This is a genomic window from Pseudoalteromonas sp. NH0006-46 (assembly GCF_057547735.1).
The window spans coordinates 184,737-199,708 of record NZ_BAAJML010000007.1 but is presented as its reverse complement, the minus strand read 5'-3'; the positions used below and the strand labels follow the sequence as shown (position 1 = coordinate 199,708).

Genomic DNA, 14,972 nt, shown 5'->3' with positions numbered 1-14,972 from the left:
TACCATGTTAGAGAATTTTTTAACCGGTCTAGAGTTAGACCAACAAGGCGCACTTAATTTATTAAAGCTAGCGCGTGATTTAAAAGCAAATCCCGAGAAATACAGCCAAGTACTAGCGGGTAAGTCAGTTGTTACACTATTTGAAAAGCAAAGCCTACGTACACGTTTATCGTTTGATATTGGTATTAATCGTTTAGGTGGCCACGCTGTTTATTTAGATCAGCAAAATGGCGCTATGGGCGCTCGCGAATCGGTAAAAGATTTTGCACTAAATATTTCTACATGGGCAGATGGTATTGTAGCGCGTGTTAATCAGCACAGCACATTAACAACGTTAGGTGAATACTCCTCTGTGCCTGTGGTTAATAGCTTATGTGACTTGTACCACCCGTGCCAAGCACTGGCTGACTTTTTAACCCTTCAAGAAGTACATGGCGATGTGAGCGAACTTAAAGTGGCTTACCTCGGCGAGGGTAACAATGTGACCCATTCACTTATGTTACTTGCCGCAACACTGGGCACCGATTTTGTAGCGGTAACGCCAAAAGGGTGTTCGCCTGATTCGCAAATTCTTAAAAAGGCTGAGCAAATCGCAGCAATGAATGGTGCATCTGTCATGGTAAGTGACCGTGTAGAAGCGGCAGTTGGCGCAAACGTTGTTTACGCCGATACATGGGTTTCAATGGGGGACGATACCCCGCTTGAGCAAGTTAAAGAAAAATACATGCCTTATCAGCTAAACCAAGCATTGCTAGATCAAACTGGGGCGACTACGGTATTACATTGCCAACCAGCACACCGTGACTTTGAAATTACTTCTGAGGTAATGGATGGCCCAGCATCTAAAATTATTCAACAAGCAGAAAATCGCATGCATGCGCAAAATGCTCTGCTAGTTACATTACTAAATCCAAATTTTGTTAAGGAACACCTATGAGTTCAATTAAAAAAGTCGTTTTAGCCTATTCAGGTGGTCTAGATACATCGGCTATCGTGCCATGGTTAAAAGAAAACTACGGTTGTGAAGTAATCGCGTTTGTTGCCGATGTAGGCCAAGGCGCAGAAGAGCTTGAAGGTGTAGAGGAAAAAGCGATTGCTTCGGGCGCAACTGAGTGTTACGTAGTTGACTTAAAAGACGAAATGGTAAGTGACTACATTTACCCAACGCTTAAAACGGGTTCTATTTACGAAGGAACGTATTTACTTGGTACGTCTATGGCGCGCCCAATTATTGCTAAGGCGCAAGTAGAGATTGCACGTAAAGTAGGGGCTGATGCACTTTCACATGGTTGTACGGGTAAAGGTAACGACCAAGTACGTTTTGAATCGTGTTTTGCAGCGCTTGCACCTGAGCTAAAAGTTATTGCGCCATGGCGTGAGTGGGACTTATCAAGCCGTGAATCACTATTAGATTACTTAGCTGAGCGTGATATTCCGTGTTCTGCTTCAGCAACAAAAATTTACAGCCGTGATGCTAACGCATGGCACATTTCCCACGAAGGCGGCGAGCTTGAAGATCCATGGTGTGAGCCTAGCGATCAAGTATGGACCTGGACTAACTCTCCAGAGCAAGCCCCAGATAAAGCCGAACTTGTAACATTAAAAGTAGTTGAAGGTGAAGTGGTTGCTGTAAATGGCGAAGAGCTTAAACCTTATGATTGTTTAGTTAAATTAAACGACATTGCATCACCGCATGGTGTTGGTCGTGTAGATATAGTCGAAAACCGTTTAGTCGGTATGAAATCTCGCGGTTGTTACGAAACCCCAGGTGGTACCGTGATCATGGCGGCGCTTCAAGCAATAGACGAGCTGGTACTTGATAAATCAAGCCGTAAGTGGAAAGAAGTATTAGGCGGCGAATTTTCGCACTTAGTGTACGACGGACGTTGGTTTACGCCACTTAAAGACTCTATTTTAGCGGGCGCTGAGGCACTGTCTACATTAGCAACGGGTGAAGTGGTACTTAAGCTTTATAAAGGCCAAGTGACTGCGGTTCAGAAAAAATCACCTAACAGCCTATACAGCGAAGACTTTGCAACCTTTGGCGAAGATGATGTGTATGACCAATCACATGCTGAAGGCTTTATTCGTTTGTTCTCGCTTTCAAGCAGAATTTCGGCGTTGTCTAAAAAGTAAATTTTACGCCCCTTGTAAAAGGGGCATTACAGGGTTTGGAGATATTTCATGGCATTATGGGGCGGACGTTTTTCTACGGGTCCAGACGAGGCGTTTAAGCAATTTAACGACTCTCTTCCATTTGACTACCAATTAGCAGAGCAAGATATTATTGGCTCTGTGGCATGGGCTGGCGCACTTGAACAAGTGAACGTGTTATCAAGCGATGAGCATAAAGAGTTAGTATCGGCATTATACGAGTTACTCGAAGAGGTAAAAGCAGAACCAACCGCTGTAGCTACCTCAGGTGCTGAAGATATTCATTCACATGTTGAAGCCGCTTTAATCGAAAAAGTGGGTGATCTAGCTAAAAAATTACACACAGGCCGAAGTCGAAATGACCAAGTAGCCACCGACTTTAGATTATGGTGCCGTGATACTGCCGATCATATTTTAAAAGCCATTGCGCAATTAAAAGCTGAATTTGTTGCGTTAGCCGAACGTGAACTGGGGACTATTTTACCTGGTTATACTCATTTACAACGCGCACAACCTGTATTATTTAGCCACTGGTGTATGGCATACGTTGAAATGCTAGAACGCGACGAAAGCCGTTTGCAAGACGCTAAAGCCCGTATGAACTATTGTCCGCTAGGCAGTGGCGCGTTGGCTGGCACTGCTTATCCAATTGACCGCCAAACACTTGCACAAGGCTTAGGCTTTACAGGTGCAACTAAAAACAGCCTTGATGGTGTATCTGACCGTGACTTTGTTGTTGAGCTATTAAGTTGCGCTTCAATTTCAATGATTCATTTATCACGTATGTCTGAAGATTTAATTTTTTATAACTCAGGTGAAGCGGGCTTTATTGAACTTGCTGATAATGTAACATCTGGCTCGTCTTTAATGCCGCAAAAAAAGAACCCAGATGCACTTGAGCTTATTCGTGGTAAAACAGGCCGTGTATTTGGTGCTTTTAGCGCCATGATGATGACTCTTAAAGCATTACCACTTGCATACAATAAAGATATGCAAGAAGACAAAGAAGGCATTTTTGATGCGATGCCAACATGGCTTGCGTGTATTCATATGGCACAAGCGTGTATTAAAGGCGTAAAAGTAAAAGGTGAGCGTACATTGGCTGCGGCAAAAGGTGGCCATGCAAATGCAACCGAGCTGGCTGATTACTTAGTGGCTAAAGGGGTACCTTTTAGAGAGGGCCATCATATTGTGGGGGTGTTAGTACAGCTTGCAATAAGTGAGGATAAAACGCTTGAGGAGCTCTCACTTGAGCAATATAAATCAGTAAATGATGTATTTGAAGACGACGTTTATCCGGTACTTGAAATAGACGCCTGTATTAAAGCGCGTCAAGCAATTGGTGGTACCTCTATTGAGCAAGTCACTAGCGCAATTAAAGCAGCCAAAAAAAAACAGCAGATAACGGTTCGTGATGCCAACCTAGACGACGTTGAATCGATTGCAAAGCTTATTCAACATTGGGCAACCGTCGGCGAAAATTTGCCGCGTGCAAAAAGTGATATGGTGCATTCAATTAATGAATTTGCTGTAACCGAAATAGACGGCAAGGTGTCGGGCTGTGCATCGCTGTATATATACGATACAGGCCTTGCAGAGATACGCTCTTTGGGTATTGACCCGCAAAGTGCGGTGACTGGGCAAGGGCGGCAATTAGTTGACCATTTGCTAATAAAAGCCAAAAAATTGGCACTTAATCGCGTAATTGTACTTACGCGCGTGCCAGACTTTTTTGAAAAACAAGATTTTGCTTTTTGCAGTAAAGACAGCCTGCCTGAAAAAGTAATGAAAGATTGTGAATTGTGCCTTCGTAAAGAAAACTGCGACGAAGTAGCAATGGAATATATTTTAAAGCCAAGTAATAAAGCGGAGATCCCGTGTAAATTCGTGGCTTAAACTCCCTGGATACAAAAAACGTACGGTTACCCCTGTGCGTTTTTTTATGCCTGAGTTTGTCTGGTCGGATGTGTTTTGGTTGTTTAAACTTTCGTGATTTACCTAAAAAAATAAAATTTAAAAAAGTTGGTATATAGCTTGCTAATAGTTACGTAGTTATAAAATAGCAACTACCACCATGAGTAGTGCATATACCTACACAATGGTGTGATTTAATTTTACGCCAATTAAATTTAAACTTTTATAAGGTCAATTACATGCAAATTTCAGCTAATAGCCAAGTGCAAATGCAAGCATACAACAAAACACAACAATTACAGCCTGCGGCTGAACAAACTACTAGCACTAAAACCCTACAATCTGATACAGTAAGTTTCTCGCAAGAAGGTTTAAGTGCGGCCAGTGCTGATTTAAGTCGTGCGGCAATATTAGTAGACCCGCCAGCTAGGCCAAAGTAATAATTTAAGGCGTTTAATGTTTTTACAAAATTTATTTGGGTTGTTTTCTCTCTCCGCATTTTTTATGTGGGGATTTTTAATGGCCTTTTTTTTTAATGTATTTATTTACGCAATAGGTTTAAAAAAAGGCACCACCCTTTTATTTAGCTCTTTTGTAATGATGTGTTCATACACCCTATCAGATTATTTTTTTACATGGCTTTCAATTAAAAATTCACTCTATATGCAATTTGCCTTGTATGACATTGCGACTATTTCTGCACTTATTCTCGTTTATAAAATAGTAAAAAAAACTACACCATCATTTTTATATTTAGTACTAGGCCTCAGCATCAATACCATCTTCTTCCTATTGATGTACATAGACGGGAGTACATTTGGAAACAATCAGCATTGGTGGTTTAGGGAAGTATTCATTTACACTGTCAACTTAATAGACATTACGATGATTGTTGCATTAATAGTTGATAGAGATATCTTAGGGCTGCATAAACTTAAAAATGCAATCCGCACATTGCTAAATCCAAGCGCTAATTCAAAAATGCCCTAGCTTAAAATTCATTTTTATTTTTACGCTTAACAAACTTTAAAGCATAAATTTAAGGGCGGTTACTTTATTTCTAATAACTGTATTTTTGACAACTATACTTTATAAAGTATTAAGCCACATGTTACTCAGTTTTAGACTGAAAAATATAAGTATACTCCTAAAACTTGGTAAACAACTAAATAATGAAACGCTTTAAAACTAGCCCCAATTATCTATGTAAATTAGCGCATTTTAATAATGGGTATTTTAAATGACTTTTTTATTCAGATTGGTTTCAAGCATATACACACCTATCCAATTAAATATGTACTTACCGGCCAGAATGACCTGCTCTTATCATATTAGCGATTGTTATGTTAGATGATCTGATGTTAACCCCAGATGTAAGTTTTTATATTGGAGCATTGGTACAGTGGGGTTTTTTAATGGCCTTTTTGTATTCATTCGTTTCTAGGATTAATAAGGCTGACAAAAAGCGTGTTTGGTTATCGCTAGTGATGACTGTTTCATATCTATCAAGCCTTTTTATAGATATTCAAACAGTACAGTACCTCGATTTTTTTATTTTGATATAGCTACTATTTTTGCCCTTGTGATACTTAATTTATTTATTAAAGAAAGGCTTATATTCGTTTATTTACTAGCGAGGCTCTCAGTGAATGCCATCCTATTTTTAGGAATGCACTTAGATACCGTAATTTATAATAACTACGAACCTTGGCTTTTTACAATAGTGTATTCTTGGCTAGTCAACTTTAACGACTTTGTTATGGTTGCTGTTTTTTTCATTAAAAAAGATTTCTTGCGTTTGGTTAAATTGAAAAATGCTGTGTTGAATCGTAAAACACCGGTGGCTAGGTAATGGGTAGTTTTTTGGAGGACTTATTTTGGAGTCTCGCTGAAATCAGCGAGCTTTTAGGTATACTTATTACGTGGTTATTTGTTTTTACATTTTTATATAACCTGTCTGCGGCTATTAATAAATCAGACAACAGCCGCACTCAACTGTCATTCATTATGATGGTTTCTTATACGTTGAGTTTGTACATAGACATGTATACTCCATTACTGTACCTACAATTATTTGCTTTTGATGTGGTCACTATTGCCGTTATTTTTATCTGGCGGTTGTGCTTAGGTAAAGTTATCCCTGTTGGTTTTTATTATTTAATTGTGGGGCTGTGTATTAACGCATCGCTTTTTGTGGCCATGCATATTGATATAATAGTAAACCTAAATTACGAATTTTGGTGGTTGTGGATGCTTTATGGCTTTTCAACACTTATTGTTGATTTCACAATGGCAGTAGTACTTATTGCTAATAAAGATATTTTAGGGTTGGTTAAATTGAAAAATGTTGTGTTGAATCGTAAAACACCGGTGGCTAGGTAATGGGTAGTTTTTTGGAGGACTTCTTTTGGAGTCTCGCTGCAATTAGCAATCTCTTAGGTATACCTATCACATGTTTATTTGTTTTTGCATTTTTATATAATCTGTCTACGGCCATTAATAAATCAGACAATAGCCGTACTCAACTGTCATTAATTATGATGGTTTCTTATACGTTGAGTTTGTTCATTGACATGTATACATCATTCCTGTTCCTAAAATTATTTGCCTTTGATGTGGTCACTATTGCCGTTATTTTTATTTGGCGGCTGTGCTTAGGTAAAGTTATCCCTGTTGGTTTTTATTATTTAATAGTAGGGCTCTGTATTAACGCATCGCTTTTTATGGCCATGCATATTGATATGATAGTAAATCCAACACATGAATTTTGGTGGTTGTGGATGCTTTATAGCTTCTCAGTACCTATTGTTGATTTCATAATGGCTGTAGTACTTATTGCTAATAAAGATATTTTAGGGTTGGTCAAATTAAAAAATATTTTACTGAATCGTAAAATACCGGTGGCTAGGTAATGGGTAGTGTTTTGGAAAACATTTTTTTTAGCCTCGCTGAAATTGCTGAGCCCTTTGGCATACTCATTACATGGCTATTTGTTTTTACATTTTTGTATAACTTGTCTGCGGCTATTAATAAACCTGATAATAGCCGAACTCAACTGTCATTCATTATGATGATTTCGTATTCGTTGAATTTGTACATAGATGCATATACACCATCAGTTCATTTACAGTTATTTGCCTTTGATGTTGTCACTATTGTCGTTATTTTTATTTGGCGACTGTACTTTGGTAAGGTTATCCCTATTGGCTTTTATTATTTGATCGTAGGTCTCACTATAAATGCGACTCTCTTTATGGCGGTATATATTGAATCAATTGTAAAGCTATATGATGGATATTGGTGGTTATGGGGAGTTTACGGATCAGTTATGCCGCTTGTTGATTTAACAATGGCTGTAGTACTTATTGCCAATAAAGATGTTTTAGGGTTAGTTAAATTAAAAAATAGTATGTTAAATCGTAAAACACAGGCAGTTATGTAATGGGGAATAGATTGGAAGACTTCTTCTGGTTTATGGTCTCTATCGGTGAGCTTTATGGAATTTTTATTGCTTGGCTGTTTGTTTTCACTTTTTTATATAACTTGTCTGCGGCTATTAATAAACCTGATAATAGCCGAACTCAACTTTCATCAATTATGATGATTTCTTATATTTTGAGTTTATATATAGATATAAGCCAATATTCTGCTCACCTTCAGGTGTTAGCTTTTGATGTAGTTACCATTGCCGTTATTTTTATTTGGCGTTTTTGTTTTGTCAAAGTACCTCCCATTGCTTTTTACTATTTAATTGCAGGGCTATGCATTAACGCATCGCTTTTTTTGGCCATGCATATCGATAATGGAATCAATCAGAATTACAAATTTTGGTGGTTATGGGGGGGATACTGCTTATTGATGCCTTTTGACGAATTAATCATGGCTTTAGTACTCATTATTAATAAGGATATTTTAGGGTTGGTTAAATTAAAAAATGTTGTGTTGAATCGTAAAACACCGGCAGCTACTTAATGGGTAGTAATTTGGAAAGTATATTTTTAAGCATTGCTGAAATTGGTGCGCCTCTTGGTATTTTTATTACTTGGCTATTTGTTTTTACTTTTTTATATAACTTGTCTGCGGCTATTAATAAACCTGATAATAGCCGAACTCAACTGTCATTCATCATGATGATTTCGTATTCGTTGAGTTTGTACATATATGCATATACGCCATCGGTTTTTTTACAATTGTTTGCTTTTGATGTTGTTACTATTGCCGTCATATTTATTTGGCGGCTGTACTTGGGTAAAGTTATTCCTATTGGCTTTTATTACTTAATTGTAGGGCTATGTATTAATGCAGCGCTTTTTATGGCTATGCATATTGATACAATAATACAGCTTTATGGTGGATATTGGTGGTTATGGGCGGTATACGGATTAGTGGTACCACTTGTCGATTTAATTATGGCTGTAGTACTTATTGTTAATAAAGATATTTTAGGGTTAGTTAAGTTCAAAAATACAGTAGTAAACCGTAAAAATAAAGCCGGTTAAATAAGGAAAGTGTAGTTTGGTAGATTTTATGTGGAGTCTCGCTGCAATAAGCGAGCTCATAGGTATAATTATTACGTGGTTATTTGTTTTTACTTTTTTATATAACCTTTCTGCAGCGATTAATAAATCAGACAATAGCCGTACTCAACTGTCATTCATTATGATGGTTTCTTATACGTTGAGTTTGTACATAGACGCCTATACACCAGCGCCTTATCTTCAATTATTTGTTTTTGATGTTGTCACCATTGCCGTTATTTTTATTTGGCGGAAGTGCTTTGGTAAAGTTATCCCTATTGGCTTTTATTATTTAATCGTAGGGCTGTGTATTAATGCATCGCTTTTTTTTGCCATGCATATTGATAGTATTGTAAATCCAAATTGTGGATATTGGTGGTTGTGGATGGTTTACGGTATTTCAACACTCATTGTTGATTTCATTATGGCTGTAGTACTTATTGCCAATAAAGATATTTTAGGCTTGGTTAAATTAAAAAACAGTGTACTCAATCGTAAAAAACAGGTTTCTGTTTAATGGGTAGTTTTTTGGAAGATTACTTTTGGATGATGGTTTCAATAGCTGAACCTTTTGGTATTTTTATAACGTGGCTATTTGTTTTCACTTTTTTATATAACTTGTCTGCGGCTATTAATAAAACCGATAATAGCCGAACTTACCTGTCATTCATTATGATGGTTTCTTACACCTTATGTTTATACATAGATATGTATACACCACTTAGGCATTTACAGTTATTTATTTTTGATGCGGTTACTATCGCGGCTATTATTATTTGGCGTTTCAGCCTAGGGAGAGTGATCCCTGTTAGCTTTTACTACTTGGTAGGGGGGTTATCTGTTAACGCAACGCTTTTTTTGGCAATGCATGTTGATTTTATAGTAAACCCATATTGCGGTTATTGGTGGCTATGGGGAGTTTACGGGTCAGTAATGCCGCTTGTTGATATCACAATGGCCGTTGTACTTGTTACAAATAAAGATTTATTAAAACTGGTGTGGTTAACTAAAAAACTAACCACACGTGGTTAATGTATCGCTAGAGGCTGCATACCTCTAAATTTTTTGCTTTGGTAAAGCACTTCACTAGGCTTAATTAGTACTGCAGCCTACTTTATCTTTGAGTGCTTTTACAATAATAGGGTCTACAAATTCGCTTACATCACCCTGATGACGCGCCACTTCTTTAACTAAAGTAGATGAAATAAAAGAATTTTTTTCAGCAGGTGTTAAAAACACACTTTCAAGATCGGGGTTTAGGCGGCGATTCATATTGGCTAATTGAAATTCATAATCAAAGTCAGACACCGCTCTTATACCGCGAATAAGTACGTGAGCATTGTGATCGCGTGCTAAATCAGCCAGTAATCCAGAAAAACCAATAACTTTTACGTTATCTAGGTGCCTTAATATTGTGTTTGCTAGCGCCACACGTTCTTCAAGGTTAAAACATGGCTGTTTACTTGGGTTATTAGCAACGGCAACCAAAACAGTATCAAACATTTTAGCAGCGCGCTGTATAAGGTCTGTGTGCCCATTAGTAAGTGGGTCAAAAGTGCCGGGGTAAATTGCTGTAACGTTCATAAGGTTCACAAATTATAATTTTAGCGTAGTTTAACAGTGTTTACAGTACAAAGCAGCCCAGTCGCAGGTGCAGCTAGTGGGTATTATTTAAGGTGAAAATATACCGTAAAGGCATGACGTTATTTATAGCTCACTTTTTTGGTTTCAAACTTGGCGCTGTGGTTAAGTCGTCTTTTATGTTGAATAACTTTCAATCCATTAAGGTCAACACGATCTAGTTGTAAGGGGAGTGTTTTAATTGTTAATTTTGTTTATACTGCCTATCCAAATTTGAGTGTAATGTAGCCAATAGACTATTTGAGTATTAGCATATGAATACCAAGGAAAAAATAATACATACCAGTATTTCGTTGTTTAATGAAAATGGTGAGCGTGCAATAACAACGAACCATATTGCATCGAGCTTAGGGATGAGTCCGGGTAATCTTTATTATCATTTTAAAAATAAAGAAGACATTATTCGCCATATTTTTGCGCTTTACCGTGATCATTTAAGTACACATTTTAAGCCTATTGATAAAGACGACGATGCATTTAGTCATTTAACTGCTTACCTCGACTCGCTATTTGAACTTATGTGGCGTTTTCACTTTTTTTACGACAACCTTGGCGATATCCTCTCTAGAGATACAGACTTAAAACAAGCGTATATTGATTTTCAGCTTGAGTTACTAGAGCAAGTTCGTAACGTTATTTTGGGATTGCGCGATAAAGGCATGATCGCCATTGACGAACAAGACGTGACCGAATTAGCACACACACTTAAATTAACCGTTAGCTTTTGGACACCTTACATAAAAGCACGAAGACCCAGTGGTTCGTTGGCTGAGCAAGATATTTATTATGGTATTTTAAAAGTATTGGCTTTATTTAGGGCTTACAGTACAGAAAAAAGCAGCGTACAGATGAACCAACTTCGCGAAAAGTACACGGCACTTGCACAGCAAGCACCGGCAGTAGCATAACGCTTCATTTATTGGCTGTTTCCTAGACGTTAAAATTTTTGCTATAATCGCGCGCCAAATGCCTGGGAGCGCGAATTCCCGCAGTCTAAGAGTGAACTATGCTTAAATTTATCGTCAAACTACACCCCGAAATAGCTATCAAAAGCCGCTCGGTTCGTAAACGCTTTACTAAAGTGTTAGAAAATAACATTAAAATTGTATTGCGTCGTATTGACGAAAAAGTACAAGTAAGAAACAACTGGGATAACATTTCAGTTGTTACCAAATTAACTGATGCGCAAACTCGGTTAGACTTTATTGATGGTTTGCAACGCATTCCAGGTATAGTGCAATTTATTGAAGTGACCGAAGTCGAATTTAGTACTTTGGACGAAATTTATCAAAAAACCTTTGAATTAATTGGCCACACAATCGCCGGTAAAACATTTTGTGTACGTGCAAAACGTATAGGCCAACACGACTTTACCTCAACTGATTTAGAGCGTTACGTTGGTGGTGGTTTAAACCAACACGTTGAAGGTGCCCGCGTAAAACTTAGCCGCCCAGAGGTGACTATTCGCTTAGAAGTAAAAGACGACAAAGCCTACATTGTAACGCAAACACATTTAGGTATGGCGGGTTTTCCTTTGCCAACTCAAGAAGATGTGCTGTCGTTAATGTCGGGTGGGTTTGACTCAGGTGTTGCTAGTTATCAAATGATACGAAAAGGTGCGCGTACGCACTTTTTGTTTTTCAACTTAGGTGGTGCTGCCCATGAAATTGGCGTTAAACAAGCCAGTTACTTTTTATGGAAAAAGTACAGCTCTACCCACAAAGTAAAATTTATAACGGTAGACTTTGAACCTGTTGTTGCCGAAATTTTAGAAAACGTTGAAAACAGCCAAATGGGCGTTGTCCTTAAACGTATGATGATGCGTGCGGGTAGCGCGGTTGCTGAAAAGCTAAATATTCAAGCGCTTGTAACGGGTGAGAGTATTGGGCAGGTGTCTAGCCAAACGTTGGCTAACTTAAGTGTTATTGACCGCGTAACCGAAACGCTTATTTTACGTCCGCTTATTCAGCACGATAAGCAAGAGATTATTAATATTGCGCGCCAAATTGGTACCGCTGAAATGGCTGAAACTATGCCAGAATACTGTGGTGTTATATCTAAAAAGCCAACGGTAAAAGCAAAAATAGACGTGATTAAAGGCGAAGAAGAAAAGTTCGACTTTGATGTACTTGATACCGTTATAGATAACGCGCGTGTTATGGATGTTCGTGATATCGACGTAGAAGCCAAGCAAGAGCTAAAAGAGGCTGAATCGGTTGCCGATTTACCGCCTGGCTCTGTGGTTGTTGATATTCGTTCACCAGAAGAAGAAGATGCCGCGCCGCTTGAAATTGAAGGTATTGAAGTAATCCACTTACCGTTTTTCCGTTTAGCTACTAAATTTGGCGATCTACCAAAAGATAAAGACTATTACCTGTATTGCGATAGAGGTGTAATGAGCCAGTTGCAAGCGCTTATTTTGCACGAGCAAGGGTTTACAACAGTTAAAGTGTATCGCCCTTAAGAAATAAGTTAGTAAGTTACGGGTTAATAGTTTATGAAAGCGTGGTTTATACCACGCTTTTTTTTGCCTGAATTTTAGCAAGTAGCTCATTATTTGTAGGGGTATTAATGTTGTAGCGTTTGCCTTGCTCGCTAATATACCCACAAATGGCCATTATTTCTGTTGGCCTGTTATTAGCAATATCTTGTTGCATTGACGAATAATTTTCAGCGGTAAGTGCCATTACGGTGTAAGCATTATTTAAGGCATTAGCTAAAGCAATATTCAACCCTTGCGCGTTAGCAACTCTGCAGCCCTCATAGAGCAAGCTCATTATAGTTGCGCTAAATATAGGAGCGCGTAATTGGCCATTTTTTATATTATGAAGCGCAGTTAGCGGGTTAATAGCCACATTAACCAGTAGCTTTTCAAAGCGAAGCTGCTCAATATTTTCAGCCAGTTTTAAGTTTGGGATTGCTTGGAGTAGTGGTGATATACATTGTGGGTTTTTAACTGCAAGGTTGTTACAGCCACCAATCACGCTTTGTCCTTCACCGGTATGTTGTACAATGTACGGATTAGACTTAAATCCGGCCATGCTGGTGGTTAAAAAGTAAAGTGCTTGCTGAGTGTGTAACTGAGGCATTAGCTCTTCAATATTTCCCATCCCATTATGAGAAATTACCAGTGTTGAATTATTAGCTAGGTAAGGTTTTACTTGTGCAAACGCGTCTTGAACCTGAAAAGCTTTAACCGTAAAAATAACAATATCATAACTAGGTTGCTGCGCCAGTTCACCTAAATTAATAAAGCGTGCATTAATTTTATGTGACGGGGCATTTTTACGGCTATAAAAACGGGTATTGCAGGTTGGCTTGCGTGTTAAAACATGTACCGTATTTTCTTTACTTAAAAAGTGACTCATTAATAGGCCTATGGCGCCATCACCTATAATTAAAATGTTAGTCATAGGGATTCTTTTTGCGAGGAGTAAAAATTACTCTTAGTAAAAAGTAGCTAGCAGCACCCGCAAAATCAGCGATAAAATCGCCAATAGAGGCTTGCCTATAGGGAAGTGCATCTTGCATTATTTCAATTGATGCACCGTAACCGGCTAATAATAAAACTTGTGCGTATAAAGGAAGCTTAAACGCTTTATCCATAATAACGGCAAGCACAAAAAAAATCCCAAAATGGGCTACTTTATCAATGTGTGGAAATAGGTTAGCTGCGCCTTTTATTTCTTTGGCAAATAAAAAAGTAAACGCCACGATGCTGAGCAAAAAAACTGCTTGGTAAACACGCCTTGTCACGTAAAATCCTAGAGTCGCTTAAAAAAGAAACTTGAGTATATCAAACTAAATGAGTATCGCACCTGAACAAGATGCAGAAAAATGTAAAGATTTATAGTTTTAGCGTTATAATTGCGTCATAAAAATTAAGATTGAATAGTTAGGAGAAAACCAATGCCTTCATTTGATATTGTATCTGAAGTAGAAATGAACGAAGCACAAAATGCGGTTGATAACGCAAACCGTGAACTTGAGACTCGCTTTGACTTTAGAGGTGTTGATGCATCTATTGAGCTAAACGACAAAACAATTAAACTTAAAGCTGAAGCTGATTCACAGGTTATGCAGTTGTTTGATATTTTAGCCGGTAAAGTTTCTAAGCGTGGTATGGATGTAGCTAGCCTAGAGCTTCAAGACATTAGCCGTGCGGGTAAAAATGTTTTTCGTAACGTTGCGCTTAAGCAAGGTATTGAAAAAGATATGGCTAAAAAAGTAGTTAAAGCCATCAAAGATTCTAAAGTAAAAGTGCAAGCGGCTATTCAAGGCGAGGAAGTGCGCGTAACGGGTAAAAAGCGTGATGACTTACAAGCTGCTATGCAAGTGGTGCGCACTGCCGATTTAGGTCAGCCATTTCAGTTTAAAAACTTCCGCGATTAATTATAGAGGCCTTTTTTACGCTCTTTAAATAATAAGCCAAATAGCCGCGATAGTTATTTGGCTTTTTCATGAGCTATTTAAATTCGTTTAAATATACTAAATCTTTTTTAGCTGTATAGACGTCCGTTGACATTTTTTATTAAACTCCTCACAATAGCGGCCTATTTTCAAGGTGCTTATTAATTTTTTCAATGGTTTGATTTTTTTAATAAGATAATCGGGAAGTTGGTGCGTTTTCATGATGACTACAACCCCAACACTGCCCCCGCAACGGTAAAGTAATACATAAAGCTATGTACTTACTGAGTCCGGAGACCGGCCTTGATGTAATCTTACTTAGTTCTTTGCGGTGGG

General features: G+C 38.1%; 18 protein-coding genes and 1 riboswitch. Of the genes, 15 read left to right on the top strand and 3 right to left on the bottom strand.

Annotated features, from left to right (window positions below):
• Nucleotides 1-4 precede the first annotated feature (4 nt).
• The 12 genes from AC27I2_RS14395 (at nucleotide 5) to AC27I2_RS14340 (ending at nucleotide 9,617) form a co-directional block, all read left to right on the top strand.
• Nucleotides 5-937, top strand: coding sequence for an ornithine carbamoyltransferase (locus AC27I2_RS14395; RefSeq protein WP_487204661.1), 933 nt, complete (start codon nucleotides 5-7; stop codon nucleotides 935-937).
• Nucleotides 934-2,136, top strand: coding sequence for an argininosuccinate synthase (locus tag AC27I2_RS14390; protein WP_487204660.1), 1,203 nt, complete (start codon nucleotides 934-936; stop codon nucleotides 2,134-2,136). The genes AC27I2_RS14395 and AC27I2_RS14390 overlap by 4 nt, the downstream gene beginning before the upstream one ends.
• 48 nt (nucleotides 2,137-2,184) lie before the next feature.
• A complete protein-coding gene (gene argH, locus AC27I2_RS14385) occupies nucleotides 2,185-4,050 on the top strand; it encodes an argininosuccinate lyase (RefSeq protein ID WP_487204659.1) in 1,866 nt (621 codons plus the stop codon).
• A gap of 257 nt (nucleotides 4,051-4,307) precedes the next feature.
• On the top strand, nucleotides 4,308-4,508 hold the full coding sequence (locus tag AC27I2_RS14380) for a hypothetical protein (RefSeq protein WP_487204658.1): 201 nt from the start codon (nucleotides 4,308-4,310) through the stop codon (nucleotides 4,506-4,508).
• Nucleotides 4,509-4,524: 16 nt separating this feature from the next.
• Nucleotides 4,525-5,058, top strand: coding sequence for a hypothetical protein (locus tag AC27I2_RS14375; protein WP_487204657.1), 534 nt, complete (start codon nucleotides 4,525-4,527; stop codon nucleotides 5,056-5,058).
• 861 nt (nucleotides 5,059-5,919) lie between these two features.
• Entirely contained in the window at nucleotides 5,920-6,450 is a 531-nt protein-coding gene (locus AC27I2_RS14370; protein WP_487204656.1) for a hypothetical protein, read from the top strand.
• On the top strand, nucleotides 6,450-6,980 hold the full coding sequence (locus AC27I2_RS14365; RefSeq protein ID WP_487204655.1) for a hypothetical protein: 531 nt from the start codon (nucleotides 6,450-6,452) through the stop codon (nucleotides 6,978-6,980). The genes AC27I2_RS14370 and AC27I2_RS14365 overlap by 1 nt, the downstream gene beginning before the upstream one ends.
• On the top strand, nucleotides 6,980-7,510 hold the full coding sequence (locus tag AC27I2_RS14360; RefSeq protein ID WP_487204654.1) for a hypothetical protein: 531 nt from the start codon (nucleotides 6,980-6,982) through the stop codon (nucleotides 7,508-7,510). Before AC27I2_RS14365 ends, AC27I2_RS14360 begins: the two co-directional genes overlap by 1 nt.
• Nucleotides 7,510-8,040, top strand: a complete 531-nt coding sequence (locus AC27I2_RS14355) for a hypothetical protein (protein WP_487204653.1) — start codon at nucleotides 7,510-7,512, stop codon at nucleotides 8,038-8,040. Before AC27I2_RS14360 ends, AC27I2_RS14355 begins: the two co-directional genes overlap by 1 nt.
• The gene (locus AC27I2_RS14350) at nucleotides 8,040-8,567 is read left to right on the top strand and encodes a hypothetical protein (RefSeq protein ID WP_487204652.1); all 528 of its coding nucleotides are present in this window, start codon (nucleotides 8,040-8,042) and stop codon (nucleotides 8,565-8,567) included. Before AC27I2_RS14355 ends, AC27I2_RS14350 begins: the two co-directional genes overlap by 1 nt.
• Before the next feature lie 28 nt (nucleotides 8,568-8,595).
• Complete coding sequence (locus AC27I2_RS14345; RefSeq protein WP_487204689.1) at nucleotides 8,596-9,102, top strand: hypothetical protein; 507 nt, start codon at nucleotides 8,596-8,598, stop codon at nucleotides 9,100-9,102.
• The gene (locus AC27I2_RS14340; RefSeq protein WP_487204651.1) at nucleotides 9,102-9,617 is read left to right on the top strand and encodes a hypothetical protein; all 516 of its coding nucleotides are present in this window, start codon (nucleotides 9,102-9,104) and stop codon (nucleotides 9,615-9,617) included. The genes AC27I2_RS14345 and AC27I2_RS14340 overlap by 1 nt, the downstream gene beginning before the upstream one ends.
• A gap of 60 nt (nucleotides 9,618-9,677) precedes the next feature.
• Here AC27I2_RS14340 and coaD read toward each other — a convergent pair whose 3' ends face one another.
• The gene (coaD, locus tag AC27I2_RS14335; protein WP_487204650.1) at nucleotides 9,678-10,169 is read right to left on the bottom strand and encodes a pantetheine-phosphate adenylyltransferase; all 492 of its coding nucleotides are present in this window, start codon (nucleotides 10,167-10,169) and stop codon (nucleotides 9,678-9,680) included.
• Nucleotides 10,170-10,480: 311 nt separating this feature from the next.
• Here coaD and AC27I2_RS14330 point away from each other — a divergent pair, with 311 nt between their 5' ends.
• Complete coding sequence (locus AC27I2_RS14330; protein ID WP_006791540.1) at nucleotides 10,481-11,134, top strand: TetR/AcrR family transcriptional regulator; 654 nt, start codon at nucleotides 10,481-10,483, stop codon at nucleotides 11,132-11,134.
• Between the two features lie 98 nt (nucleotides 11,135-11,232).
• Nucleotides 11,233-12,690: a tRNA uracil 4-sulfurtransferase ThiI gene (thiI, locus tag AC27I2_RS14325; protein WP_008129371.1), complete on the top strand. Its 1,458-nt coding sequence runs from the start codon at nucleotides 11,233-11,235 to the stop codon at nucleotides 12,688-12,690.
• A gap of 46 nt (nucleotides 12,691-12,736) precedes the next feature.
• Here thiI and AC27I2_RS14320 read toward each other — a convergent pair whose 3' ends face one another.
• Entirely contained in the window at nucleotides 12,737-13,639 is a 903-nt protein-coding gene (locus AC27I2_RS14320; protein ID WP_487204649.1) for a ketopantoate reductase family protein, read from the bottom strand.
• Entirely contained in the window at nucleotides 13,632-13,982 is a 351-nt protein-coding gene (locus AC27I2_RS14315) for a VanZ family protein (protein ID WP_058404964.1), read from the bottom strand. Before AC27I2_RS14315 ends, AC27I2_RS14320 begins: the two co-directional genes overlap by 8 nt.
• Nucleotides 13,983-14,135: 153 nt before the next feature.
• Here AC27I2_RS14315 and AC27I2_RS14310 point away from each other — a divergent pair, with 153 nt between their 5' ends.
• The gene (locus tag AC27I2_RS14310; protein WP_058404965.1) at nucleotides 14,136-14,618 is read left to right on the top strand and encodes a YajQ family cyclic di-GMP-binding protein; all 483 of its coding nucleotides are present in this window, start codon (nucleotides 14,136-14,138) and stop codon (nucleotides 14,616-14,618) included.
• A 174-nt stretch (nucleotides 14,619-14,792) separates the two neighbouring features.
• Nucleotides 14,793-14,956, top strand: a riboswitch (cobalamin riboswitch).
• The last annotated feature ends 16 nt before the right edge of the window (nucleotides 14,957-14,972 follow it).

What these genes read in the sequence shown, in the direction of transcription:
- AC27I2_RS14350 (WP_487204652.1), top strand. Translation starts at nt 8,040, where the DNA reads ATGGGTAGTAATTTGGAAAGTATATTTTTAAGCATTGCTGAAATTGGT.
- AC27I2_RS14310 (WP_058404965.1), top strand. Translation starts at nt 14,136, where the DNA reads ATGCCTTCATTTGATATTGTATCTGAAGTAGAAATGAACGAAGCACAA.
- argH (WP_487204659.1), top strand. Translation starts at nt 2,185, where the DNA reads ATGGCATTATGGGGCGGACGTTTTTCTACGGGTCCAGACGAGGCGTTT.
- AC27I2_RS14330 (WP_006791540.1), top strand. Translation starts at nt 10,481, where the DNA reads ATGAATACCAAGGAAAAAATAATACATACCAGTATTTCGTTGTTTAAT.
- AC27I2_RS14390 (WP_487204660.1), top strand. Translation starts at nt 934, where the DNA reads ATGAGTTCAATTAAAAAAGTCGTTTTAGCCTATTCAGGTGGTCTAGAT.
- AC27I2_RS14380 (WP_487204658.1), top strand. Translation starts at nt 4,308, where the DNA reads ATGCAAATTTCAGCTAATAGCCAAGTGCAAATGCAAGCATACAACAAA.
- AC27I2_RS14365 (WP_487204655.1), top strand. Translation starts at nt 6,450, where the DNA reads ATGGGTAGTTTTTTGGAGGACTTCTTTTGGAGTCTCGCTGCAATTAGC.
- AC27I2_RS14395 (WP_487204661.1), top strand. Translation starts at nt 5, where the DNA reads ATGTTAGAGAATTTTTTAACCGGTCTAGAGTTAGACCAACAAGGCGCA.
- AC27I2_RS14355 (WP_487204653.1), top strand. Translation starts at nt 7,510, where the DNA reads ATGGGGAATAGATTGGAAGACTTCTTCTGGTTTATGGTCTCTATCGGT.
- AC27I2_RS14360 (WP_487204654.1), top strand. Translation starts at nt 6,980, where the DNA reads ATGGGTAGTGTTTTGGAAAACATTTTTTTTAGCCTCGCTGAAATTGCT.
- thiI (WP_008129371.1), top strand. Translation starts at nt 11,233, where the DNA reads ATGCTTAAATTTATCGTCAAACTACACCCCGAAATAGCTATCAAAAGC.
- AC27I2_RS14370 (WP_487204656.1), top strand. Translation starts at nt 5,920, where the DNA reads ATGGGTAGTTTTTTGGAGGACTTATTTTGGAGTCTCGCTGAAATCAGC.
- AC27I2_RS14320 (WP_487204649.1), bottom strand. Translation starts at nt 13,639, where the DNA reads ATGACTAACATTTTAATTATAGGTGATGGCGCCATAGGCCTATTAATG.
- AC27I2_RS14340 (WP_487204651.1), top strand. Translation starts at nt 9,102, where the DNA reads ATGGGTAGTTTTTTGGAAGATTACTTTTGGATGATGGTTTCAATAGCT.
- coaD (WP_487204650.1), bottom strand. Translation starts at nt 10,169, where the DNA reads ATGAACGTTACAGCAATTTACCCCGGCACTTTTGACCCACTTACTAAT.
- AC27I2_RS14375 (WP_487204657.1), top strand. Translation starts at nt 4,525, where the DNA reads ATGTTTTTACAAAATTTATTTGGGTTGTTTTCTCTCTCCGCATTTTTT.
- AC27I2_RS14345 (WP_487204689.1), top strand. Translation starts at nt 8,596, where the DNA reads ATGTGGAGTCTCGCTGCAATAAGCGAGCTCATAGGTATAATTATTACG.